Annotated in this window: 22 protein-coding genes and 2 tRNA genes; 6 read left to right on the top strand and 18 right to left on the bottom strand. The window is 69.9% G+C overall.

The genetic code is table 11. The features are described 5' to 3' along the window. Window positions 1-104: 104 nt before the first annotated feature. Complete coding sequence (locus tag ACFYOJ_RS25650) at window positions 105-1,127, top strand: restriction endonuclease (protein ID WP_356554276.1); 1,023 nt, start codon at window positions 105-107, stop codon at window positions 1,125-1,127. A gap of 99 nt (window positions 1,128-1,226) precedes the next feature. On the opposite strand, the gene ACFYOJ_RS25645 is transcribed toward ACFYOJ_RS25650, so the two are convergent. Genes ACFYOJ_RS25645 through ACFYOJ_RS25625 form a run of 5 tightly spaced genes read right to left on the bottom strand, consistent with a single transcriptional unit; the run spans window position 1,227 to window position 4,690 of the window. After that, a complete protein-coding gene (locus ACFYOJ_RS25645; protein ID WP_356554274.1) occupies window positions 1,227-2,003 on the bottom strand; it encodes a class E sortase in 777 nt (258 codons plus the stop codon). Between the two features lie 13 nt (window positions 2,004-2,016). Beyond that, window positions 2,017-3,036, bottom strand: a complete 1,020-nt coding sequence (locus ACFYOJ_RS25640; RefSeq protein ID WP_356554272.1) for a class E sortase — start codon at window positions 3,034-3,036, stop codon at window positions 2,017-2,019. Next, window positions 3,033-3,671: an aminodeoxychorismate/anthranilate synthase component II gene (locus ACFYOJ_RS25635; protein ID WP_356554270.1), complete on the bottom strand. Its 639-nt coding sequence runs from the start codon at window positions 3,669-3,671 to the stop codon at window positions 3,033-3,035. Before ACFYOJ_RS25635 ends, ACFYOJ_RS25640 begins: the two co-directional genes overlap by 4 nt. Beyond that, entirely contained in the window at window positions 3,668-3,865 is a 198-nt protein-coding gene (locus ACFYOJ_RS25630; RefSeq protein WP_356554322.1) for a hypothetical protein, read from the bottom strand. The genes ACFYOJ_RS25635 and ACFYOJ_RS25630 overlap by 4 nt, the downstream gene beginning before the upstream one ends. A 45-nt stretch (window positions 3,866-3,910) precedes the next feature. After that, window positions 3,911-4,690, bottom strand: a complete 780-nt coding sequence (locus tag ACFYOJ_RS25625; protein WP_356554268.1) for a DUF881 domain-containing protein — start codon at window positions 4,688-4,690, stop codon at window positions 3,911-3,913. Window positions 4,691-4,830: 140 nt separating this feature from the next. Here ACFYOJ_RS25625 and crgA point away from each other — a divergent pair, with 140 nt between their 5' ends. Beyond that, window positions 4,831-5,085 (top strand): cell division protein CrgA, encoded by a 255-nt coding sequence (crgA, locus tag ACFYOJ_RS25620; protein ID WP_356554267.1) that lies wholly within the window; start codon window positions 4,831-4,833, stop codon window positions 5,083-5,085. A gap of 235 nt (window positions 5,086-5,320) precedes the next feature. Here the strand turns inward: crgA and ACFYOJ_RS25615 are convergent, their stop codons facing one another. Both ACFYOJ_RS25615 and ACFYOJ_RS25610 read right to left on the bottom strand, forming a co-directional pair. After that, window positions 5,321-6,229, bottom strand: coding sequence for a rhomboid family intramembrane serine protease (locus ACFYOJ_RS25615; protein WP_356554265.1), 909 nt, complete (start codon window positions 6,227-6,229; stop codon window positions 5,321-5,323). Between the two features lie 156 nt (window positions 6,230-6,385). Further along, the gene (locus ACFYOJ_RS25610) at window positions 6,386-6,919 is read right to left on the bottom strand and encodes a peptidylprolyl isomerase (protein ID WP_356554263.1); all 534 of its coding nucleotides are present in this window, start codon (window positions 6,917-6,919) and stop codon (window positions 6,386-6,388) included. Between the two features lie 320 nt (window positions 6,920-7,239). Here ACFYOJ_RS25610 and ACFYOJ_RS25605 point away from each other — a divergent pair, with 320 nt between their 5' ends. Beyond that, window positions 7,240-7,944 carry a DUF5324 family protein gene (locus tag ACFYOJ_RS25605; protein ID WP_356554261.1) on the top strand — a complete coding sequence of 235 codons (705 nt, stop codon included), beginning with the start codon at window positions 7,240-7,242 and terminating at the stop codon, window positions 7,942-7,944. A 123-nt stretch (window positions 7,945-8,067) separates the two neighbouring features. Here the strand turns inward: ACFYOJ_RS25605 and ACFYOJ_RS25600 are convergent, their stop codons facing one another. Continuing rightward, window positions 8,068-8,844, bottom strand: a complete 777-nt coding sequence (locus ACFYOJ_RS25600) for an isoprenyl transferase (protein ID WP_356554259.1) — start codon at window positions 8,842-8,844, stop codon at window positions 8,068-8,070. Between the two features lie 362 nt (window positions 8,845-9,206). Beyond that, window positions 9,207-9,279 (bottom strand) — tRNA-Ala (locus tag ACFYOJ_RS25595). A 178-nt stretch (window positions 9,280-9,457) separates the two neighbouring features. On the opposite strand from ACFYOJ_RS25595, the gene ACFYOJ_RS25590 reads away from it, so the two are divergent. Further along, window positions 9,458-10,006 carry a DNA-binding protein gene (locus ACFYOJ_RS25590; RefSeq protein ID WP_356554258.1) on the top strand — a complete coding sequence of 183 codons (549 nt, stop codon included), beginning with the start codon at window positions 9,458-9,460 and terminating at the stop codon, window positions 10,004-10,006. 70 nt (window positions 10,007-10,076) lie between these two features. Beyond that, entirely contained in the window at window positions 10,077-11,420 is a 1,344-nt protein-coding gene (locus tag ACFYOJ_RS25585) for a serine/threonine-protein kinase (RefSeq protein ID WP_356554256.1), read from the top strand. 30 nt (window positions 11,421-11,450) lie between these two features. Here ACFYOJ_RS25585 and ACFYOJ_RS25580 read toward each other — a convergent pair whose 3' ends face one another. Beyond that, window positions 11,451-12,767: a hypothetical protein gene (locus ACFYOJ_RS25580; protein ID WP_388597937.1), complete on the bottom strand. Its 1,317-nt coding sequence runs from the start codon at window positions 12,765-12,767 to the stop codon at window positions 11,451-11,453. A 145-nt stretch (window positions 12,768-12,912) separates the two neighbouring features. Beyond that, window positions 12,913-13,041 carry a DLW-39 family protein gene (locus tag ACFYOJ_RS25575; RefSeq protein ID WP_003999697.1) on the bottom strand — a complete coding sequence of 43 codons (129 nt, stop codon included), beginning with the start codon at window positions 13,039-13,041 and terminating at the stop codon, window positions 12,913-12,915. Between the two features lie 337 nt (window positions 13,042-13,378). Here ACFYOJ_RS25575 and ACFYOJ_RS25570 point away from each other — a divergent pair, with 337 nt between their 5' ends. Next, window positions 13,379-13,750, top strand: coding sequence for a DUF6344 domain-containing protein (locus ACFYOJ_RS25570; protein ID WP_356554253.1), 372 nt, complete (start codon window positions 13,379-13,381; stop codon window positions 13,748-13,750). Window positions 13,751-14,218: 468 nt separating this feature from the next. Here the strand turns inward: ACFYOJ_RS25570 and ACFYOJ_RS25565 are convergent. The 7 genes from ACFYOJ_RS25565 to gnd all read right to left on the bottom strand — a co-directional run bounded on the left by ACFYOJ_RS25565 (window position 14,219) and on the right by gnd (window position 22,872). Beyond that, window positions 14,219-14,295, bottom strand: a tRNA-Ile gene (locus ACFYOJ_RS25565). Between the two features lie 99 nt (window positions 14,296-14,394). After that, the gene (locus ACFYOJ_RS25560) at window positions 14,395-15,114 is read right to left on the bottom strand and encodes a DUF3566 domain-containing protein (RefSeq protein WP_356554251.1); all 720 of its coding nucleotides are present in this window, start codon (window positions 15,112-15,114) and stop codon (window positions 14,395-14,397) included. Between the two features lie 18 nt (window positions 15,115-15,132). Next, window positions 15,133-17,727, bottom strand: a complete 2,595-nt coding sequence (gyrA, locus tag ACFYOJ_RS25555) for a DNA gyrase subunit A (protein WP_356554249.1) — start codon at window positions 17,725-17,727, stop codon at window positions 15,133-15,135. Between the two features lie 42 nt (window positions 17,728-17,769). Further along, on the bottom strand, window positions 17,770-19,830 hold the full coding sequence (gene gyrB / locus ACFYOJ_RS25550; protein WP_356554248.1) for a DNA topoisomerase (ATP-hydrolyzing) subunit B: 2,061 nt from the start codon (window positions 19,828-19,830) through the stop codon (window positions 17,770-17,772). A 435-nt stretch (window positions 19,831-20,265) separates the two neighbouring features. Then, window positions 20,266-20,841 (bottom strand): DUF721 domain-containing protein, encoded by a 576-nt coding sequence (locus ACFYOJ_RS25545; protein ID WP_356554246.1) that lies wholly within the window; start codon window positions 20,839-20,841, stop codon window positions 20,266-20,268. Beyond that, window positions 20,838-21,959: a DNA replication/repair protein RecF gene (gene recF / locus ACFYOJ_RS25540; protein WP_356554244.1), complete on the bottom strand. Its 1,122-nt coding sequence runs from the start codon at window positions 21,957-21,959 to the stop codon at window positions 20,838-20,840. Before recF ends, ACFYOJ_RS25545 begins: the two co-directional genes overlap by 4 nt. Before the next feature lie 37 nt (window positions 21,960-21,996). Further along, window positions 21,997-22,872, bottom strand: coding sequence for a phosphogluconate dehydrogenase (NAD(+)-dependent, decarboxylating) (gene gnd, locus ACFYOJ_RS25535; protein ID WP_356554243.1), 876 nt, complete (start codon window positions 22,870-22,872; stop codon window positions 21,997-21,999). Window positions 22,873-22,967: the final 95 nt, after the last annotated feature.

The following is a 22,967-nucleotide window of genomic DNA, read 5'->3' as shown; positions in this document are numbered from 1 at the left end:
TCTCGAGGTCTGGGGCTCCACCCTTTCCGCACCCCTGTTCGTGTCTTCGCATGTCATGACTCGTTGCCCCTGGTGACCACGCACCTCAAGGGAAGGAACAGCACATGATCAGCGAGACGGCCCTACTGGAGTCGGCGGCTCTGCGCAGCAGCGTCCTCGCACGCACAGACGTACTTGACCGCGTCAAGGCGCTCTCACTGCTGCCGGATGGCATGCACGTGACGACGGCGATGGTGGCGACGTACTTCGAGGTCGGCATCGAGGCCATCAAGTCCCTCGTCAAGGACCACCGCATGGAGTTGGAGAGCAACGGCTACCGCCTTCTGACCGGCGATCCACTGAGGTCCTTCAAGGACCTCAGTGGAGTGCGGTCACGTGCACGCTCGATGGCGTTCTTTTCCCGCCGCGCCGTCCTCAACGTCGCCATGCTCCTCCGCGACAGCGAAGTCGCACGTCAGGTGCGTGTCTATCTCCTCGACACGGAGTACCTGGCGCGCACACAGCCTGTGGAAAACCCGGCACCGGTGGTCCCCTCCGCACTCGACGACCGCATCGACCGGCGTCTCGCCCACATCCTCGGCAAGACCGTCGTACCGATGTTCAACGCCCTGATCGCCACGTCCGGCGAGCACCGCCGCGAGCTCATCGAACTCCGCGAGGACATCGAGAACGTCGAGCGCAAACTGTGCTGGCACCACAAGCGCCTCACCGTCCTGGAGGGAGAGCCCCCCACCGAAGACGTCAGGGCGAAGCTCCAGGCCATGACCTGGAAGGCGTTCGAGCACCACGTCGCAGACCTCCTGCGACGCGACGGCTGCGTCGACGTCGTCGTACGCCAGGCCCACAGCGACCGGGGCATCGACATCACCGGCCGCACCCCGGACGGGCGCACCGTCGCCGTCCAGTGCAAGAACCGGGCCGGCCGCTGGACCGTACCCAGCGCCGACATGCAGAAGTTCGCCGGCGCGGCACGCGCCGTCAACCGCGTGGACATCGCGCTTTTCGTCGCCACCTGCAACTTCAGTCACGAGTCCGAGGCGATCGCCAGGCTCAGCGGAGTCGTCACCGTGAACCGCGAGGAACTGGAAGCCTGGAGCGCCGGGGTGCGCCTCGAGGCACTGCGGTAGGAACGGACGGCAGCGAGAGGCCCGAAGCCGCAAGGTCAATTTGCGGCTTCGGGCCTCCGCCAGGTTAAGGCACCGAGTTGCTTCGAGTAACTCAGTCCCTCACCGCAACTCCGCCGGAGGGGTCCGCTCCCCGTCCACCTTCTCCGTCCGGACCAGCTCGCCCCACACCACGTACCGGTACTTGCTCGTGTACACCGGGGTGCACGTGGTCAGCGTGATGTAGTGGCCGGCCTTCTTCCTGCCGGACTCCTCGGGGACCGGGTCCAGGACCTTCACGTTGTACTTCGAGGTCTCGGGGAGGATGCCGTAGACCTTGTAGACGTACCAGGTGTCCTTCGTCTCGAAGACGATCGGATCACCCTTCTCGAGCTTGTGGATGTTGTGGAATTTCGCGCCGTGCCCGTCCCGGTGGGCCGCCAGCGAGAAGTTGCCCTTCTTGCCCGACGTCGGCAGCGCCGCCTTCACCGGATCGGTGTAGTAACCGGCCACGCCGTCGTTGAGGGTCTTCATCGACGTGCCCTTCTCCACCAGGATGTCGTCCTCGCCCATCGCGGGCACATGCAGGAAACCGATGCCCGCCTTGGTGTCCAGCGCACCCGGACCGTCGGAACCGACCCTTTCCTGGGCCCAGTTGTCACGGACCCTGTCGGCCTGCTTGTCGGCCGCGCGGTCCGCGACGACGTTCGTCCACCACAGCGAGTAGACGACGAACAGGCCCAGCAACAGGCCCGCGGTGATGAGGAGTTCACCGAAGACGCTGACCACCAGTGCCACCGCCCGCCCCGGCCCGCGGCGGCGGCGCCCCGCGGCCGCGGACGGCGGACGGCCGGACACGCCGGTGTGCTCTTCGTGCTCCGTGTCGGTGGTCGATGCCACTGGTCATCCGCCCTTAACTGACGAGCGCATCCGGCTTGCCCTTGCTGCGCGGCCGTTCCTCGACCATCTTGCCCCAGACGATCATCCGGTACTTGCTCGTGAACTCCGGGGTGCACGTGGTCAGCGTGATGTAGCGGCCGGGCTCCTTGAAGCCGGCCTGCTTCGGCACCGGATCCAGGACGCTGATGTTGCTCGGCGACGTCACCGGCAGGATGGACGCCATCTTGTAGACGAAGTACCGGTCCTGCGTCTCCACCACGATCGGGTCGCCCGGCTGCAGCCTGTTGATGTACCGGAACGGCTCACCGTGTGTGTTCCGGTGCCCGGCCAGCCCGAAGTTCCCGGTCCTGTCCTCCGGCATCGCCGTCTTCAGCGCGCCCTCGGCGTAGTGCCCGACCATGCCGCGGTCCAGCACCTTCTTGCTGTCGATGCCCTCCGCGATCGGCACCACGACGTCCAGCCTGGGAATGTGCAGAAGGGCGAAACCCTGCCCCGGTTCGAAGGTCCCCGGATTCCGCCTGCCGCTCTCCCAGTCCTCCTGGAGGCTGCTCGCCGCCCTGTCCGCCTGCGCCTGCGCGCGCACGTTCGTCCACCACAACTGGTAGGTGACGAACAGCAGCATCAGCACACCGGTCGTGATGAAGACCTCGCCCAGCGCCCGGCTCGCGATCACCGCGGCGCTCGGCTTGCGTGCCCGGGCCCGGCGACGGGCCTCCACACGCGACAGCGGCGCCCCCGACTCCTCCGCGGCCTCCTGGGCACCCGGCCGGTGCTGCGCGCCCCCACGGCGCCCCTGGCGCCTCTTGGCCGCCTTCCTGCGGGCCGCGCGACCACCGTCCGCCGGACGCACGGCGGGGGAGGAAGCCTCCTCCGTCCGCCCGCCAGGCGGCCCCGGGACCCGCAGCGCCACGGTCTCGTCGTCCACGGGAACCGTCCGGTACGCCCCCTCGTCCCCGCCCGCGAAGAGGCCCCCGTACGAGGACCCCTGGTCACCGGACGCGCCGGATTCCCGCTCGGGGCGCAGCGCGGTCACGCCGTGGCCCTGCCCACCACCGGGGCGAGCCCCGCCGACCTCGCCACCGCGCCCTGGTCACCGCACTCCGTCAGCCAGTTGGCCAGCATCCGGTGCCCGTGCTCGGTCAGCACCGACTCCGGATGGAACTGCACGCCCTCGACCGGCAGTTCCCGGTGGCGCAGCCCCATCACGATCCCGTCGGACGTGCGCGCCGTCACCTCGAGCTCCTCCGGCACGGTCCCGGGCTCGGCGGCCAGCGAGTGGTACCGCGTGGCGGTGAACGGCGACGGCAGCCCCGCGAACACCCCCTTGCCCGTGTGCTCCACCGGCGAGGTCTTCCCGTGCAGCAGCTCGGGCGCCCGGCCCACCACACCGCCGTACGCCACCTGCATCGACTGCATGCCCAGGCAGACGCCGAAGACCGGCACCCCGGTCGCCGCGCAGTGCCGCACCATGTCGACGCAGACGCCCGCCTGCTCGGGCGCACCGGGGCCCGGTGACAGCAGCACCCCGTCGAAACCGTCCTGGGCGTGTCCCGTGGTCACCTCGTCGTTGCGCAGCACCTCGCACTCGGCGCCCAGCTGGTACAGGTACTGGACGAGGTTGAAGACGAAGCTGTCGTAGTTGTCGACGACGAGGATGCGCGCACTCACTGGTTGTCCACCGTCACATCGTTGAAGGGAAGCAGCGGCTCGGCCCATGGGAAGACGTACTGGAACAGCACGTAGACCACGGCCACGATCAGCACGAGGGAGAGCAGCGCCTTCACCCACGCGTTCCCCGGCAGATGCCGCCAGATCCAGCCGTACATGCCGTCCCTTCCGTCGCACCACGGCACCAGACTCACGCCGTACGGCACCAGACTAGCGGCGCGAGGTCCTCGGGAACGGCGTCACTCCACAGGCTGTGCATAACGCAGGTCGACGGCGCCCGCGTAGCCGGGCAGCGTCACCGTCCCCTCGTCCTCGACCTTCCAGCCGAGCCCGTAGACGTTGACGTACACCATGTAGTTCTGGATCGCCGGCGACCGGGCGAGCGCCTGCTTCAGCGCCCCCGGGTCCCCGACCGCCTCGATCCTGTACGGCGGTGAGTAGACCCGTCCCTGCAGGATGAGGGTGTTGCCCACACAGCGCACCGCGCTCGTGGAGATCAGCCGCTGGTCCATCACCTTGATGCCCTCGGCGCCGCCCTGCCACAGCGCGTTCACCACGGCCTGCAGGTCCTGCTGGTGGATCACCAGGTAGTCGGGCTGCGGTTCCGGATATCCAGGGAGCCTGGCGGTCGCGTCCGGCGGGGCGTCGTCGAGCGTGACCGAGATCGCCTCGCCCTTCAGTTCCTGTGTGCCGGCCTTCTTCTCCAGCGCCGCGAGCTTGTCGTCCTCCGCCTTCGTGCTGTCGTCGTCGCGCTCGGCGAGGGATTCGATGTCGTCGCGCAGGTCCGCGTTGGACTCTTCCAGTTCACCGTTCTCACGGCTGCGTTCCTGGATGAGGTCGGACAATTTCAGCAAAGAGGCATCCGTGCGGATATTGGTGCCTTTTGCCGTGTCGAAGCTGGTGAAGAAAATGAGTCCCGCGAGAGCGAAGACGGCCGCCGTGAGCACCCGCACGGGCCGCAAACGGTGCCTGCGGGCAGGGCTGGGGCCCGTCCCGGGGGAGTCGGCGGAATTGCTCAACGTACCCTTATCTCCTTCGGCGCCGCGGAAGCACTACGCTAACGGACGCCCGGGGGAGTGCTCGGAGTCCCCTTGTACGTCCCCCCGAGCCCGAACCGTTCCCTGCGCGGCCACGCAGCGCATCGACAGGAGAGACCCTCGTGCCGAAGTCACGTATCCGCAAGAAGGCCGACTACACGCCGCCGCCCGCCAAGCAGGCGACCGCCGTCAAACTGACCAACCGCAGCTGGGTCGCGCCCGTCATGCTGGCCCTGTTCGTCATCGGGCTCGCCTGGATCGTCGTCTTCTACGTCACGGACGGCTCGCTGCCGGTCGATGACCTGGGGAACTGGAACATCGTCGTGGGCTTCGGTTTCATCGCCGCCGGATTCGGTGTCTCCACACAGTGGAAGTAGCTCTCCCCAGGGCTATCCACCGAGTTATCCACAACGCTTGTCCACACGATGGGGAAAAGAGACGACGATCTGTGGATAACTCGTCGGGCATTGACGCCGGTACGACGGAAGTACCACCCAGCGAAAACAGGCTCGCCCCCTGTCCGACCTGCGCAAACACGGGTCAGCGACAAGGGGCGCACCTGTTCTCGCACACTGTGCACAAGATCCGCCACCCGCTGTGGGCAACCTGTGCTCAGGTGAGCTGAGCGGTCCTCAACAGGGTGAGGACGACGACTGCCACCAGGACCAGTGCACAGGTTCCGTACTGGACGAGGGACCGCCGCTCGCGCGGGGCGTGGAGCATCGCGTAGCCGATGACGGCACCGGCGACGAGGCCGCCGATGTGGGCCTGCCAGGCGATGTTGCTCCAGCCGAAGGTGAAGATCAGGTTGATCACCAGCAGGCCGATGACCGGACGCATGTCGGCGTTGAGCCGGCGGACCAGGGCGCCGGTCGCGCCGAAGAGGCCGAAAATGGCACCGGACGCGCCGAGCGAGGCCGTGGTCGGTTCGGCGAGCAGGTAGGTGAGGGCGCTGCCGGCCAGTCCGGAGACGAGGTAGAGCGCCAGGTAGCGGGCCCGGCCGAGGGCCGCCTCCAGGGGGCCGCCGAGCCACCAGAGGCCGAGCATGTTGAAGCCGATGTGCCAGAACTCCTCGTGGGAGAACATCGAGGTCACCAGCCGGTACCACTCGCCCTCCGTGACCCCCTCGGTCGGCAGGTACGGGGCGGGCGGCCAGCGGCCGATGAGGACGAGATCGCTCAGGAGCGAGGGCCTGGCGTGGACGGCGATGAACACCGCCACGTTGACACCGATGAGGATCTTGGTGACGAGGTGGGGGTCGGCGGTGACGGTGCCGCCGGCGAGGGTGCGGGGCCTGGAGGCGGTGGGGGCGTGTCCGGTTCCGGTGCCGCCACGGGCGCAGTCGGGGCAGTGGAAGCCGACGGAGGCGTTGACCATGCAGTCGGGGCAGATCGGGCGTTCGCAGCGGGTGCAGCGGATGCCGGTCTCGCGGTCCGGGTGGCGGTAGCAGTGGGGGGTGCTCCGGGCAGGCTGAGGTGTCTGGTCCTCCGGGCCCCGCGGGCCGTCTGGTGCCTGGTCCATGGTTTCCCCTCGCTTGTCCGTCCGTGTCCGAATGGCGCGGCCCCGCCCATCCTTACGGACGAGCGGGGCGTTTGGTTCCCGTCCCGGGCGCCGGGGCCGGGGCGGCTCCCTGCGCCGGCGGCTCCCTGCGCCGGCGGGTCTCAGCTCTGCCGGGTCTCAGCTCTGCCGGGTCTCGACGACGACGGACTCGATGACGACGTCTTCGAGGGGCCGGTCGGTGCGGGGGTTGGTCGGGGTGCCGGCGATGGCGTCGACGACCTTCTGGCTCGCGGGGTCGGTCACCTCGCCGAAGATGGTGTGCTTGCGGGTGAGCCAGGTGGTCGGCGAGACGGTGATGAAGAACTGGGAGCCGTTGGTGCCCGGGCCGGCGTTGGCCATGGCGAGCAGGTAGGGCTTGTCGAAGCGGAGATCGGGGTGGAACTCGTCCCCGAACTGGTAACCGGGGCCGCCGGTGCCGTTGCCCAGCGGGTCCCCGCCCTGGATCATGAAGCCGCTGATCACCCGGTGGAAGACCGTGCCGTCGTAGAGCCTGGCGGTGGTCTTCTCCCCGCTCTCGGGGTGGGTCCACTCGCGTTCCCCCCGGGCGAGCTCGACGAAGTTCCTGACCGTCCTGGGGGCGTGGTCCGGCAGGAGCCGGACCTCGATGTCGCCGCGATTGGTCTTCAGGGTGGCGTAGAGCTGCTCGGCCACGGTGTGCCTTCCGTCGTCCTGTGGTGCTCCCCGATCCTCGCACGGGGTTTCCGGCCGAGTGGCCCGGGTCGCGAGCGCGGGGAGCCGATCCGTGGCATTGTCGTCGGCGGGCTCCCGTTGTTCCGTATTCGTCCGTTGCCGCGGTTGACCGACCCGTCAATGCGCTTTCGTACCAGTTGTCCCACAGGGCCTCAGGGTGCCCCAGGGCATCGTCCGTGACCCGGATGCCCGCCCTCGCATGCCCGGCTGTGTGTCGGCAGGCATGATCCGTAAAAGGGTGGAAAGTCGAATTACCGTACGCCACCGAGGAGGAGGAACCCGTGACCCGCATCGACAGCGTGCGCGCCGCGACCGGTTCGGCGAAGGACAGCGTGCTGCACGCCGCGGAAGTGGTGGCGCCCTACGCCGACACGGCCAAGGACAGGGCCGCCCACTACGCACAGGAGGCGCGCGTACGGCTGGCGCCCAAGGTGTCGCAGGCCGCGTGTCAGGCCCGGCTTCAGTACGGCGTGCATGTCGCACCGCGTCTGGAGCAGGCCCGTACGCATGTGCCGCCGAAGGTGGACGCGGCCGCTCAGGAGGCCGCCGCCCGTACGCGCATGGCCGCCCGGCAGGCGGCCGAGTACTCCCGTCCGGTGATCGAGCAGGCTGTGGCCGCGGCCGGTCCGGTCACGGGCGAGGCCGCCGCGCGTGGTGCCGCCGCGCTGGCGGCGCTGCGGGGCCAGGTCTCGGCCGAGGAGATCCGGAAGCTGGCCCGCAGGCACGAGCGGCGGGCGCGTGCCGGACGTGTCGTCAGGATCCTGGCGGTGGTGGGTGTGGTCGCGGGCGGCGCGTTCGCGGCCTGGAAGTGGTGGGACAAGCAGGCCAACCCCGACTGGCTGGTCGAGCCGCCGGAGGCGACGGAGGTGGCCGAGGGTGGCCGGCTGACCTCGGTGGACGGCACCGGTGGGGCGGTGCTCGATCCGGAGGTCCAGGCGAAGCAGGCCGAGGACGAGGCCGCCGAGGGCGGCGACGAGTCGCGCTGATCCCGAGCGTCGCCGAGGGGCGGAAGACCCGGGCCGGGTCTTCCGCCCCTCGGCGTTGCTCCACGTTCCCGGATGAACGGCGCCATGTTTCACGTGGAACGTCGGTCGGTGCCGACGCCGGTGTCAGCGTCCGTAGCGGCGTTCGCGCAGGGAGTAGGACCGCAGGGCGCGCAGGAAGTCGATCTCGCGGAAGTCCGGCCAGTACGTCTCGCAGAAGTACATCTCGGCGTACGCGGACTGCCAGAGGAGGAAGCCGGACAGCCGCTGCTCTCCGGAGGTGCGGATGATGAGGTCGGACTCGGACCGGGTCTTGGAGTACAGGTGCTTGGAGATGTGCTCCATGGTGAAGGTCTCGATGAACTCGTCGATGTCCCCGCCCCGGGCGCTGTGCTCGGTGAGGGCGGAGCGGACGGCGTCGACGATCTCCCGGCGGCCTCCGTACCCCACGGCGACGTCGACCTTGGTTCCGCCCTGTCGTCCCTCGGTCGCCGCGGTGGCGGCCTTCAGACGGGCGGCGGACTCGGCCGGCAGCAGGTCCAGTGCGCCGACGACCTCGACGCGCCAGGGGTTGCCGGGGGCGGCCAGCCGCTCCACGACCTCGGCGATGATGTCGATCAGGGGGGTGAGCTGGTCCTCGGGCCGGTGGAGGTTGTCGTCGGAGAGCATGTAGAGGGTGACGTGCTCGATCCGGGCGGAGTCGCACCAGCGCAGGAAGTCCAGCACCTTGGCGCCGCCGGCCCGGTAGCCCTCGCGGGGGTCGTCGATGCCCGATTCCTTGGCCCAGCGGCGGTTTCCGTCGAGCATGATGCCGATGTGCTGGGGGCGTGGGCGGCCCTCCAGCTCCCTGACGAGACGCTTCATGTACAGCGCATCGAGTGCGGCTCGTACCTTGGCCCGCATGCTCTGCCCCTTTCATCTCGCCGGCAGCGGCCGGACTGCTCCGGCGGCGGTCGCCGCTCGGCACCGCCCCGCAGGGGTGTGGCGCTGGTGCCCGCTGGGGTGACGATATCAAGAGCAGACAGCCGTACTCCGGCGCCGAGAGGCGTCCTCCCGGACACTCGTTCCCACGGGGGCGCGGGGTGCACCGGTCGTTTCTGTGCCGTCAACCTGCCTGTCACCGGCCGGGGTTGGCGCTCCTGTTATCCGGGAGGCGAGTGCTGGGGACGCCGGAGCGGCGGCCCGTCGTGCGCGGGCTGTGACGCTGGTCGCGCGAAAGCCCGCTCGTCCTGGTGTCTGCGCAGGTCGGGCGGGCTTTCGGAGGGTGGAGCCTAGGGGAGTCGAACCCCTGACATCCGCCATGCAAAGACGGCGCTCTACCAACTGAGCTAAGGCCCCGGAAGCGACGTCCGGCCGGAGAACCTCGTACCGGCGGGCGCCGGGGACAAGAGTACCGGGTCGGCCCCCGTATCTCACAAATGATTGGGGGTCCCGGGGAACAACCACGCTCCGTAAGATGCTCGGCGTGGTTCGCTGGAGCGAACTGCGGTTTTTGGGGAAGCGATGGGGAGACGCAATGGACGCCGCACAGCAGGAAGCCACCGCCAGAGCGCGGGAACTGCAGCGGAACTGGTACGGGGAGCCGCTGGGGGTGCTCTTCCGCAGGCTGATCGACGACCTCGGTCTCAATCAGGCTCGTCTCGCGGGAGTGCTGGGACTGTCCGCGCCGATGCTGTCGCAGCTGATGAGCGGCCAGCGGGCGAAGATCGGCAACCCGGCGGTGGTCCAGCGGGTGCAGCTGCTGCAGGACCTGGCGGGGCAGGTCGCGGACGGCAGCGTGAGCGCGGCCGAGGCCTCCGCGCGCATGGACGAGATCAAGAAGTCGCAGGGGGGCTCGGTGCTCAGCAACACCACGCAGACCACGAGCAGTTCGGGTGCGCCCACGGTCAAGCGGGTGGTCCGTGAGATCCAGTCGCTGCTGCGCTCGGTGGCGGCCGCCGGCGACATAATCGAGGCCGCGGACTCCCTCTCCCCCTCCCACCCGGAGCTGGCGGAGTTCCTGCGGGTGTACGGCGCGGGCCGGACCTCCGACGCGGTCGCGCACTACCAGTCCCACCAGAACTGACCCGCCCGGGCCGGTCGGCCGACGGCCGGTCCGCGGGGCGTGACGCGAGGGGGAGGAGCGGCACACGGTCATGGGTGAGGTCTTCGCCGGCCGGTACGAGCTGGTCGATCCGATCGGCCGTGGAGGGGTGGGGGCCGTCTGGCGTGCCTGGGACCACCGCCGCCGGCGCTATGTGGCCGCCAAGGTGCTGCGGCAGAGGGACGCCCACTCGCTGCTGCGCTTCGTGCGGGAGCAGGCACTGCGGATCGACCACCCCCATGTGCTCGCGCCGACCGGCTGGGCCGCCGACGACGACCAGGTCCTGTTCACCATGGACCTGGTCACGGGCGGTTCACTGGCCCATCTGGTCGGGGACTACGGCCCCCTGCCGCCGCGTTTCGTCTGCACGCTGCTGGACCAGCTTCTGTCGGGCCTGGCGGCGGTGCACGCGGAGGGCGTGGTGCACCGCGACGTGAAGCCCGCCAACGTGCTGCTCGAGGCGACCGGCACGGGGCGTCCCCGGCTGAGACTGTCCGACTTCGGCATCGCGATGCGCTTGGGCGAGCCCCGGCTGACGGAGACCGACCTGGTCGTGGGAACGCCCGGTTACCTCGCGCCGGAACAGCTGATGGGTGCGGAACCGGACTTCCCCGCCGACCTGTTCGCCGTGGGGCTGGTCGCCCTGTATCTGCTGCGGGGTGCCAGGCCGGACGCGAAGGAGCTCGTCCTGCGCTTCGCCGAGCACGGGACGCCGGCGGCTCCGCAGGGGATTCCCGAACCGTTGTGGCAGGTCGTGGCCGCGCTGGTGCAGCCGGATCCGCAGGCGAGGTTCCGTACGGCCACCGGGGCGCGCAAGGCGCTGGCCTCGGCGGTGGAGCTCCTCCCGGAGCCGGGGGCCGACGACGAGCCGATCGAGGTCTTCGACCAGGTAGGGCCGCTGCCACCGGGGTTCGGCCCCGACGGACCACTCGGGCGGTCCCGGGGAACGGGCGGCGCGGCGACTGATCCCCGACAGCCCTACGGAGCGCCGTCGGCTCAGAGGCCCCTCTCTCCCGATGCCCCGGTTCCGTTGCCGGCTCCGGGTGCACCGGCTCCGTCACCGGCTGCGGAGGCTCCCTCGCAAGCCGCTCCGGTACCTCCTCCCCCCGCGCCCTCCTCGCCTCCGTCGCCTCCGTCGCCTCCGCGTCCGCCCGTGTACGCGCCGGCGCACCCCGTCCACTCCCCGGTGACCCCGCCGCGCGGTGACGTCACCACCGCCGTGTACACGGCACAGGCCGCTCCGGCTCCGGCTCCCGCCACTGCCTCTCCGTCGTACCCGCGGCGCCGTGCCGCACGGCGTCGCCGTCCCGGCCCGCCGGCCAGGGTGGCGGTCCCGCTCCTGCTCATCGCCCTGGCCTGTTACGCCGTGGGGTTCTGGGCGCTGACCCGTGTCTGAGGCGCGCCTACGACAGTCCGGCCGCGGTGGTCAGGCCGCCCGGCGCCGGAGCAGCGCCGTCCACACGCCCAGCCCCACCAGCAGCGCGCTGCCGGTGCCGATCCCGCCGAACGCGACCGCCCTCATGGCGGTGCTCCCGCCCGTGGCGCCGCCCCGCGCGGCCACGCGGCCGCCGTCCGGCACCTCGAAGAGGCCCTTCGGCACGGACTCCCCCGCGTACCCGGGGCCGTCCTGCGCCCTCCCCTCGAGCCGCACGCGCAGCGTCAGGGGGAACGGGCCGTCCCCGAAGTCGTCGGCCACCCGTGCCGCGAGGTGCACGACGAGGTAGTGGTCGCCGGCGAACCGCATACCGCCGGCCCTGCTGTCGGTGGAGTACCTGTTGTCGTACGACACCGGCGGCACGGGCGCGAGGCCGGCCGTGATCTGCCGGCCGGTGTAGCCCTTGGCGGCGGTGACGACCTCGCCGCGCACCGGGTTGTGCAGGGCCAGGCGCAGGGCGGCCGGCGCATGTCCGGAACCGCTGCCGGTGCCGCCGAGTTCGGCGGAGGCGTACACCCGGCGGCCCCAGTCGAGGGGCACCTTGTAGTAGAGGGTCTGTCCGGGGCGGATGCCGTCGCGCCAGGAGCCCTGTCCGACGGTGGTGGCCCGGGCGAAGCCGCTGCCGCCACGGCGGGGTTCCGCCTCGCCGGTGAGGGGTGCGGGCGAGGCGGAGTCCCACGCTCCGGGTGCGGTGGCCGCCCCGGTGCGCTCCGGGGCGGGTTCGGTGGCGGTCATGAGCTCCAGCTCCCAGGTGTCCGGCGGGGAGTCCTGCGGCCTGGTCCGCTCGACGGTGAGGTGGTAGGTACCGGCTTCTCTGCACCGCGTGCCGGCGGGGGAGAGCTCGCGCACGGCCCAGGCCGTGACCGGGCGGGGGCTGCGGGCGGCACCGAAGGTGGCGGTGTCCAGGGAGCAGGAGCCGCCGCCGGTGTCCCGCAGGGTCAGCCGGATGCCGTCGGCGGCGGTGACCTCGTCGCCGGGGCCGGGAACGGCGGTGACGGAGACGTGGGCGTCCGAGGCGGTGTCGAGTTCGAGGCGGTAGTGGACAGTGCCGCTTCTCGGGAGCGCGCTGCGGTAGGCCGTGCCCGGCTTCAGGAGAGGGGCGTCGGCGGTACCGCTCGCGCCCTCGACCCGCGGGGCGTTCCCGGCGAACCCGTAACCGCCCGGAGCGTCGCCGGCGGCCAGAGCCGTCCCTCCCGGCAGGGCGACGACCGTGGCCAGGACCGCGCTCACGGCGGCCAGGCGCACCGGCACCGGACGGCGGGCCTGTCCCGTCCCGGCACACCGACGAGCCGTACACCACCGCTCCATCCGCCGCCACCCCTCGCGTTCGCCGTCGCACGGACCGTGACCCATACTGCCGCGTGCACGGCGTCGCGCGCGCCCGGTCCGGGCAACACAAAACCCCGACCGTGGCGACGGCCGGGGTCTGCTCAGGACCGGTTGCCGGTCGTACTCACGAACCCGTGGGCACGGAGTCAGTCGCCTCCGTCCACAGATCCTGCTCGGCGCGATCCGCCTGGATCTGGCGGTACACGAGGAGCCCGCCGATGGCGGCCAGTGCGACCAGGAGAAGCTTCTTCACCGCGCGACCTCGTCTTTCCTTGACGTAGGGGACTTCTGGCGCCCGACTATACACACCGGCCGATACCGATCGGTGACCTGAGCCGGTCGTCAACTGCCCGTCGGCGGAACCCAGTAGATATACGGCGAACCACTCCGGCCAGAAAGTGATCACCCTTTTACAGACGGTGATTTCCGTCCACCCTCGTCCAGGTTCACGGCTTTTCACCCCTCTTACGTCCATCCGAGTGGTGTTCATCTGAACATCGCCGCGTCACGGGCGTCGGTCCACCACTTCGCGGCGCCCCTACACATCATGAGCAAAGTACGCAAATCGCCCAACCCGAAAGTGAGGGGTCATGGCCAGGAACAAGGTCATGTCGCTGTGGACCGCCGTCGTCACCGCCTTCCTCGCGCTGTTCACGGCGCTCGGACTCGTCACGACGACCGCCGCCGCGGCCGTACCGCAGACCGAGACGCACAGCAACACCGAGACCGCGCCCCGGCCGGAGGCGCCGACGGCGACAGCGGCCCGGCCCTGGTCCATGACCGGGTCCCTGCCCCCCACGATGAAGCAGCGCATCCACGCCGAGGCACACGGCAAGGCTCCCACCTGCCGGCACCGTCCGCTGACGAACGCCGCGCCGGTGGCCGGCGTACTTCCCGCCGCCCCGCTGTGCGACTCCGCCGGCTCCGCAGACCGGCAGCACACCGACCCGCTCCAGCGCTGAGCGGCCCGGGGCGCCCCGCCCCTTCGTCCGTCCCGAAGCAACGGCGTACTGCGTACAGCACCGCACGCGAGAAACGGCCCGGCCGCTCGACAGAGCAGCCGGGCCGTCGCCGTGCGGTCGCCGGGAGGCCACGCCGGTGCCGGCCTCACCGCCTCCTCGGCCGCTGCCCTCGGTGAGGCCGGCGGCCGCGCCTGTTCCGTGTCCAGAGCACTCCGAGCGCCACCACGGCGACCGCGGACAGAAAGACCGCCCCGAGGACCACCGTCACCCCGGCCGCGATCACGAAGATCACCCACCACTGCGGATCACCTTCCACAGGCCCCCTCACGAAGCACGCGTCCCCGGAACGACGCCGGACCGCCGGGGCCGGTTCCGTGACCGCTGCCGAGGCAGGCCGTGAAGGCCGGCCGTAGATGTCACCGTGGACGACAAAGACCCCCAGCCGTTGCCGACTGGGGGTCTTTTCGCTGGTGGGGCTAACAGGATTTGAACCTGTGGCCTCATCCTTATCAGGGATGCGCTCTAACCAACTGAGCTATAGCCCCGCCGCGCTCTGCGGTGTGTGTCCCGCGCGCTGACTCCTGAAGATTAGCGCACGAGGCGGGAAGTCCCAAAATCGGTTGTGCCGGGACCGCCCGCGCCGGTCACTCGTCCTCGGCGAGCGTCAGCTCGACACCGCCGACGAATCCGGCGGACAGGTTGTAGATGAACGCGCCGAGCGTGGCGAGAGCCGTCGCCAGGACGACGTCGATCACCGCGACGACCGACGTGAACATCAGCACGTTGGGCAGCGACAGGAACGACTGCAGGTCGAAGCCGTTGGACTCGTTCGAGCCGGTCGCCTCGGAGATCGTGCCGCCGACGGACGAGAAGACACCCATGGCGTCCATGACCATCCACAGCACGGCGGAGGCCACGATCGTGCAGATGCCCAGCGCGATGGAGAGCAGGAAGCTGACCTTCATCACCGACCACGGGTCGGCCTTGGCCACGCGCAGACGCGCTTTGCGGACGCGGGGGGTGGTGCTCGCGCCGGTACGCGGGCGGCGCGCGGCGGCGGGCATGCCACCGCCCTGGGTCTGGTAGGCCTGCGGCGGGTGGTACGGCCCGCCGGCCTGCTGGGGCTGTCGCTCCCCCGGCAGCGGCGAGGCCGACTGCCGGGTCTGCGGGCCTCGGGTGTCCGTCACAGTTCCCCCCTGGGATCCATGAGTGTCAGACGCGTGCGAACCGGTCGCTCCGTCGTCGATCCTGCGCAGCTGAGTCGTGTGCGAATCCGTCGCACGCGCGGCGGAGCCACGGCCGCCGCCGCTCGTCTCCGTACCCGTAGGGGTACCGGCCGACCCGGCGCCCGTGGCTCCGCTCACGATGACTCTCTCCTCGTGTTACTCGGCCGAGGGCGCCTCACCCTCGTCCGTGCCGGTGGTCGCGGCACCCTCGGCGGCCTCGTCGACGGCGACATCGCCGTCGACCTCCTCCGCCTCGCGTCCCGCCTCGGCGTTGCGCGCGATGCCCACGACGGCATCGCGCTTGCCCAGATTGATCAGTTGGACGCCCATGGTGTCACGGCCCGTCTCCCTGACTTCGCTGACTCGCGTACGAATCACACCGCCCGAGAGGGTGATGGCGAGAATCTCGTCGCTCTCCTCGACCACCAGCGCGCCCACGAGTGTTCCGCGGTCCTCGACGATCTTGGCGGCCTTGATGCCGAGGCCACCGCGGCCCTGGACGCGGTACTCGTCGACGGAGGTGCGCTTCGCGTAACCGCCGTCGGTGGCAGTGAACACGAACGTACCGGCTCGAACAACATTCATCGAGAGCAGCTCGTCCCCCTCGCGGAAACTCATGCCCTTGACACCCGAGGTCGCGCGGCCCATGGGACGCAGCGTGTCGTCCGACGCGGTGAACCTGATCGACTGTGCCTTCTTACTGATCAGCAGCAGATCGTCGTCGGCCGAGACGAGTTCGGCCCCGATCAGTTCGTCGTCGCTGCCGTCCTCCTGCTCGCGCAGGTTGATGGCGATGACGCCGCCCGAGCGCGGGGAGTCGTAGTCCTTCAGCGGCGTCTTCTTCACCAGGCCCGCCTTGGTCGCCAGGACCAGGTAGGGCGCCGCGTCGTAGTCGCGGATCGCGAGGATCTCGGCGATCGACTCGTCCGGCTGGAAGGCCAGCAGGTTCGCCACGTGCTGACCGCGGGCGTCCCGGCCGGCGTCGGGCAGCTCGTACGCCTTCGCGCGGTAGACCCGGCCCTTGTTGGTGAAGAACAGCAGCCAGTGGTGCGTGGTGGACACGAAGAAGTGGTTGACGATGTCGTCTTCCTTGAGCTTCGCTCCGCGCACCCCCTTGCCGCCGCGCTTCTGCGCCCGGTAGTCGTCGGTCTTGGTGCGCTTGATGTACCCGCCGCGCGTGACCGTGACGACGATGTCCTCTTCGGCGATCAGGTCCTCGATGGACATGTCGCCCTCGTACGGGATCAGCTTGGTCTTGCGGTCGTCGCCGTACTTCTCGACGAGCGCCGCCAGCTCCGCGCTGACGATCCCGCGCTGACGCACCGGCGAGGCGAGGATCTCGTTGTACTCGTTGATCTTCGCCTGGAGCTCGTCGTGCTCCTGGACGATCTTCTGCCGCTCCAGGGCGGCCAGGCGCCGCAGCTGCATCTCGAGGATGGCGTTGGCCTGGATCTCGTCGATCGTGAGCAGGTCCATCAGACCTCCGCGCGCGATCTCGACGGTGTCGCTGCGCCGGATCAGGGCGATGACCTCGTCGATGGCGTCCAGGGCCTTGAGCAGGCCGCGCAGGATGTGGGCGCGCTCCTCCGCCTTGCGCAGGCGGAACTTCGTGCGCCGGACGATGACCTCGATCTGGTGGTTCACCCAGTGCCGGATGAACGCGTCCAGGGACAGGGTGCGCGGCACGCCGTCGACCAGCGCCAGCATGTTGGCGCCGAAGTTGGTCTGCAGGTCGGTGTGCTTGTACAGGTTGTTCAGGACGACCTTGGCGACCGCGTCCCGCTTCAGGACGATGACCAGACGCTGGCCCGTGCGGGAGGAGGTCTCGTCGCGGACGTCCGCGATGCCGCCGATCTTGCCGTCCTTCACCAGGTCGGCGATCTTCTGCGCGAGGTTGTCCGGATTGGTCTGGTACGGCAGCTCCGTGACCACCAGGCACTGGCGGTTCTGGATCTCCTCGACCTCGACGACCGCGCGCATGGTGATCGAGCCGCGCCCGGTGCGGTAGGCCTCCTCGATGCCCTTGCGGCCCACCACCAGCGCGCCGGTCGGGAAGTCGGGGCCCTTGATGCGCTCGATCAGCGCGTCCAGCAGCTCCTCGTGCGAGGCCTCGTAGTTCTCCAGGTACCACTGGGCGCCGGCCGCGACCTCGCGCAGGTTGTGCGGCGGGATGTTGGTCGCCATGCCGACCGCGATACCGGCCGAACCGTTGATCAGCAGGTTCGGGAAGCGGGCCGGCAGGACGGTCGGCTCCTGGGAGCGGCCGTCGTAGTTGTCCGTGAAGTCGACGGTCTCCTCGTCGATGTCGCGGACCATCTCCATCGACAGCGGCGCCATCTTGCACTCGGTGTAGCGCATCGCCGCCGCCGGGTCGTTGCCCGGCGAGCCGAAGTTGCCGTTGGAGTCCACCAGCGGCATCCGCATCGACCAGGGCTGGGCGAGACGGACCAGAGCGTCGTAGATGGAGGAGTCGCCGTGGGGGTGGTAGTTGCCCATGACGTCGCCGACGACGCGGGCGCACTTGTAGAAGCCGCGCTCGGGCCGGTAGCCGCCGTCGTACATGGCGTACAGCACGCGCCGGTGGACGGGCTTGAGGCCGTCACGGACGTCGGGCAGCGCGCGCGAGACGATGACGGACATCGCGTAGTCGAGGTACGAGCGCTGCATCTCCGTCTCGAGCCCGACAGGCTCGACACGCATCGCCAGGGCGTCGCCCTCGGGCGTCGTCACAGGAGTGTTCTCGTCGGTCATTGCTGGTGAAGATCCTTCCTGATGCGGTCAGCTGAGACCGACTCAGATGTCGAGGAAGCGGACGTCCTTGGCGTTGCGCTGGATGAACGCGCGCCGGGCCTCGACGTCCTCGCCCATCAGCACCGAGAACAGGTCGTCGGCCTGCGCGGCGTCGTCGAGCGTGACCTGGCCGAGCACCCGGTGCTCCTGGTCCATGGTCGTGATGCGCAGCTCCTCGGCGTTCATCTCGCCGAGGCCCTTGAAGCGCTGCACGGAGTCCTCACGGATGCGCTTGCCGGCGTTGCGGCCCATCTCGATCAGCGCGTCGCGCTCGCGGTCGGAGTAGGCGTACTCGAAGTCGTCCCGGCCCCACTTGATCTTGTAGAGCGGCGGACGGGACAGGTACACGTGCCCGGCCTCGACCAGCGGCCGCATGAAGCGGAACAGGAAGGTCAGCAGCAGGGTGTTGATGTGCTGGCCGTCGACGTCGGCGTCCGCCATCAGGATGATCTTGTGATAGCGGAGCTTCTCGATGTCGAAGTCCTCGTGCACGCCCGTGCCGAACGCGGAGATCATCGCCTGGATCTCCTGGTTCTGCAGGATCCGGTCGATGCGCGCCTTCTCCACGTTGAGGATCTTGCCGCGGATCGGGAGGATCGCCTGGTACTGCGGGTTCCGGCCGGACTTGGCCGAACCGCCGGCGGAGTCGCCCTCGACGATGAAGATCTCGCACTTGGTCGGATCGTTCGACTGGCAGTCGGACAGCTTGCCCGGCAGCGACGCCGACTCCAGCAGGCCCTTGCGACGCGTCAGGTCGCGGGCCTTGCGGGCCGCCACACGCGCGGTGGCCGCCGCGATGCCCTTGCGGACGATGTCCGCGGCCTCGTTCGGATTGCGGTCCAGCCAGTCGGTGAGGTGCTCGTAGACGACCTTCTGCACGAAGGTCTTCGCCTCGGTGTTGCCCAGCTTCGTCTTGGTCTGGCCCTCGAACTGCGGCTCGCCCAGCTTCACCGAGATGATCGCCGTCAGGCCCTCGCGGATGTCGTCACCCGTGAGGTTGTCGTCCTTCTCCCGCAGCAGCCGCTTGTCGCGCGCGTACTTGTTGATCAGGTTGGTGAGCGCCGAACGGAAGCCCTCCTCGTGCGTACCGCCCTCGTGGGTGTGGATGGTGTTGGCGAAGGAGTACACACCCTCGCTGTAACCGTTGTTCCACTGCATCGCGACCTCGAGGGACAGGAGCCGGTCCTTGTCCTCGGCCTCGATGTCGATCACGGAGGGGTGCACCAGCTCCCCCTTGCGGGAGTTGAGGTACTTCACGAAGTCGACGATGCCGCCCTCGTAGTGATACGTGACCGACTTGACCTCGGCCTTCTCGTCGGCGCCCGCCTCGTCCGCCCCGGAGGTGGCCTTCGCCGACTCGCGCTCGTCGGTGAGCCTGATCGTCAGGCCCTTGTTGAGGAACGCCATCTCCTGGAAACGCCGCGACAGCGTCTCGAAGGAGTAGTCGGTGGTCTCGAAGATGTCACCGTCGGCCCAGAAGGTGACCGACGTGCCGGTCTCCTCGGTGGCCTCGTGCTTCGCCAGCGGCGCCGTGGGAACGCCCAGCTTGTACTCCTGCGTCCAGCGGTACCCGTCGGTCCTGACCTCGACGGCGACCCTCGTGGACAGGGCGTTGACCACGGAGACACCCACTCCGTGCAGACCGCCGGAGACCGCGTAGCCGCCGCCGCCGAACTTGCCGCCCGCGTGCAGCACGGTCAGCACGACCTCGACGGCCGGCTTCCCCTCCGACGGGACGATGCCCACCGGAATACCGCGGCCGTTGTCGACGACGCGGACACCGCCGTCGGCGAGGATCGTGACGTCGATGGTGTCCGCGTGGCCGGCCAGCGCCTCGTCCACGGAGTTGTCCACCACCTCGTACACGAGGTGGTGGAGGCCACGCTCACCGGTCGAGCCGATGTACATACCGGGTCGCTTGCGGACCGCGTCCAGACCCTCGAGGACGGTGATGGCGCTGGCGTCGTACGAGGCGGTGGTCTCGCTGCCTGCGGTGCTCACCGCTTCGGGCACACCGGTGTCGATGGACGGGATGTTCTCGTTGGGGTTGCCGGAATCGGCCACGAAGCGCCCTTTCTGGCACGGCACGAGCCGGGCTCGGCGGCGGGTTGCCGGAGCGGCTGCGGCATGGTGCGTCGGTAAGCCTTGATCAGCGTTGCTCAGCTTGTCCCGGACAGTCCCCAACACGTGGGGCGGGATTGTCTTCCATTCTACCGGTAGCACTGACACTGATGGGGGTTTGCCGGTGCCTGAGTTCGCATGTGCCGCCCTGAACGAGGCTCGTCCGACTCCCGATATGCGGATGGGGTCCTCAAGAGGCTCACGACGGCACTCAGCGCTTCGAGGCGTCAACCCTTGGCTACTTGGGATCCGGCCCCGGAACCACCACCGTGCGCCGGGGTGCGGCAAGGCGGACTCCGGCAGTCCCGACCGGCCACCGGGGCCCGCACGTGTGAGGTACTTCACCCGCCCCAGCCACCCACGGCACGGGCACGCAGGTCACCCGTAGGTGTCCCCGGGCCCCTTGCTGCCCGGCGCGCGCAACGGCCCGTACCGCCGGGCGCCGCTCCCCGGACCACCGGGACCGTGCACCTTGATCACACGCACCGAACCGTGCCCCAGGTCCTCGTTCAGCCGGGCCACCAGCGTCGGTGCGAGCAGCCGCAGGTTCGTCGCCCAGGCCGTGGAGTCGCACCGCACGACCAGCACCCGCTCGTCCTCGTCGTACCGCTCCGGCACACAGTGCTTGGCCACGTCCTCGCCGACGATCTGCGGCCAGCGGCCCATCACCCCGCCCACCGCGGCCGGCGTCTCCCAGCCGCGCTCCGTGATCAGCCGGTTGATCGCCGGACCCAGCGCCATGGGGTCGCGGCCGTCGGCACGCGCCCCCGAGCGCAGGCCGCCAAGCCGCGCCTGCTTCTTCTGCTGCACGGCGTCCCCCCGCGCGCGAGCCGCCTCGCGCGCCGCCCTCAGCGCCACCCGCGCGAGGTCGACACCGGACGGCTCGGGGACCCGACCGCCGCTCCCGCCCGGCTCACCGGCGGGCTTCCCGGGCACCGGCCCGTCCGCGCTCATACGCGCTCCACCGCCCCGTCCGCCACCGCGAACCGCGCCCCTGCCAGCACACCCGGCACGTCGTCGTCCACCGCCGCGGTCACCAGCACCTGCTCACCGGGCGCCACCAGCTCGGCCAGCCGCTCCCGGCGCCGCGCGTCCAGCTCGGCGAAGACGTCGTCGAGCACCAGCACCGGCTCGTTGCCCTCCGCGCGCAGCAGGTCGAACGAGGCCAGCCGCAGCGCCAGCGCGTACGACCAGGACTCGCCGTGGGAGGCGTACCCCTTGGCGGGCAGCTCACCGAGCTTGAGCAGCAGATCGTCCCGGTGAGGACCGACCAGCGTGACACCCCGCTCGATCTCCTGCTTGCGCGCCTCGCCCAGCGCGGCCGTCAGCTGCGCGTACAGATCCTCCCGGGTGTGCGCCTCACCTGGCGCCGACGGCTTGTACTCCAGGGTGACGGGGCCGCCGCCGGGGGCCAGCTGCTCGTACGCCTTGTCGGCCAGCGGCTGGACCGCGGCGATCAGATCCAGCCGCTGGGCCAGCAGCTCGGCACCGGCCCTCGCCAGGTGCTGGTCCCACACGTCGAGCGTGGACAGGTCCATCGAGCGGCCACCGTGCCGGCGGGCGAGAGCGGCCGACTTCAGCAGGGTGTTGCGCTGCTTGAGAACCCGGTCGTAGTCGGAACGCACCCCCGCCATACGCGGGGAGCGCGCGGTGATCAGCTCGTCGAGGAAACGGCGCCGCTCGCCCGGGTCGCCCTTCACCAGGGCGAGATCCTCGGGCGCGAACAGGACGGTCCGTACGATGCCCAGCACGTCACGCGGCCTGACCTGCGAGGACCTGTTGATACGGGCGCGGTTGGCGCGGCCCGGGTTCAGCTCCAGCTCGATCAGCTGCTGCCGCTCGCCCTGCCGGACCTGCGCGCGGACCACGGCGCGCTCGGCGCCCATGCGCACCAGGGGCGCGTCGGAGGAGACCCGGTGGCTGCCGAGGGTCGCCAGATAGCCGACCGCCTCGACGAGGTTGGTCTTCCCCTGCCCGTTGGGGCCGACGAAAGCGGTGACGCCCGGGTCCAGGGGCACCTCGACCCGGGCGTACGAACGGAAGTCGACCAGCGACAGATGCGTGACGTGCATGGTCGTTCGCCGACCTCCCCAAACCTTCGGGTGTTGCCTACTTCTTTTCCACCGCGTGGCCGCCGAACTGGTTGCGCAGCGCGGCGATCATCTTCATCTGCGGCGAGTCGTCCTGCCGGGACGCGAACCGCGCGAACAGCGACGCGGTGATCGCCGGCAGCGGCACCGCGTTGTCGATGGCGGCCTCCACCGTCCAGCGGCCCTCGCCGGAGTCCTGCGCGTAACCGCGCAGTCCGTCCAGGTGCTGGTCCTCGTCGAGCGCGTTGACGGCCAGGTCCAGCAGCCAGGAGCGGATGACCGTGCCCTCCTGCCAGGACCGGAAGATCTCGCGGACGTTCTCCACGGAGTCGACCTTCTCCAGCAGCTCCCAGCCCTCGGCGTAGGCCTGCATCATCGCGTACTCGATGCCGTTGTGGACCATCTTCGCGAAGTGGCCCGCGCCGACCTTGCCGGCGTGCACCGAGCCGAAGTCGCCCTCGGGCTTGAGGGCGTCGAAGACCGGCTGCACCCTGGCCACGTGCTCGGCGTCGCCGCCGTACATCAGCGCGTAGCCGTTCTCCAGGCCCCACACGCCGCCGGAGACTCCGCAGTCGACGAAGCCGATGCCCTTGGCGGCCAGCTCCTCGGCGTGCTTCTCGTCGTCCGTCCAGCGGGAGTTGCCGCCGTCCACGACGACGTCGCCCGGCTCCAGCAGCTCGGCGAGCTCGTCGATGGTCGACTGGGTGGCCGCACCGGCCGGGACCATCACCCAGACCACCCGCGGGCCCGAGAGCTTGCTCACCAGCTCCTTGAGGCTGTGGACATCGGCGAGGTCCGGGTTGCGGTCGTATCCGACGACGGTGTGGCCCGCGCGGCGGATCCGCTCGCGCATGTTGCCGCCCATCTTGCCGAGGCCGACGAGACCGAGCTCCATCAGTTGCGTTCCTTAGGTCTGCGAGGTGGCGTGGCGGCACGTCCGCACCCGGCGGATGCGTGCCGCGGCACTTTCGTACCCACGTACGAGCCTAA

This window comes from Streptomyces sp. NPDC006384, from assembly GCF_042870695.1.
Lineage (GTDB): Bacteria > Actinomycetota > Actinomycetes > Streptomycetales > Streptomycetaceae > Streptomyces.
The sequence above is the reverse complement of the archived record's forward strand: the minus strand, read 5'-3'. Positions and strand labels throughout refer to the sequence as shown.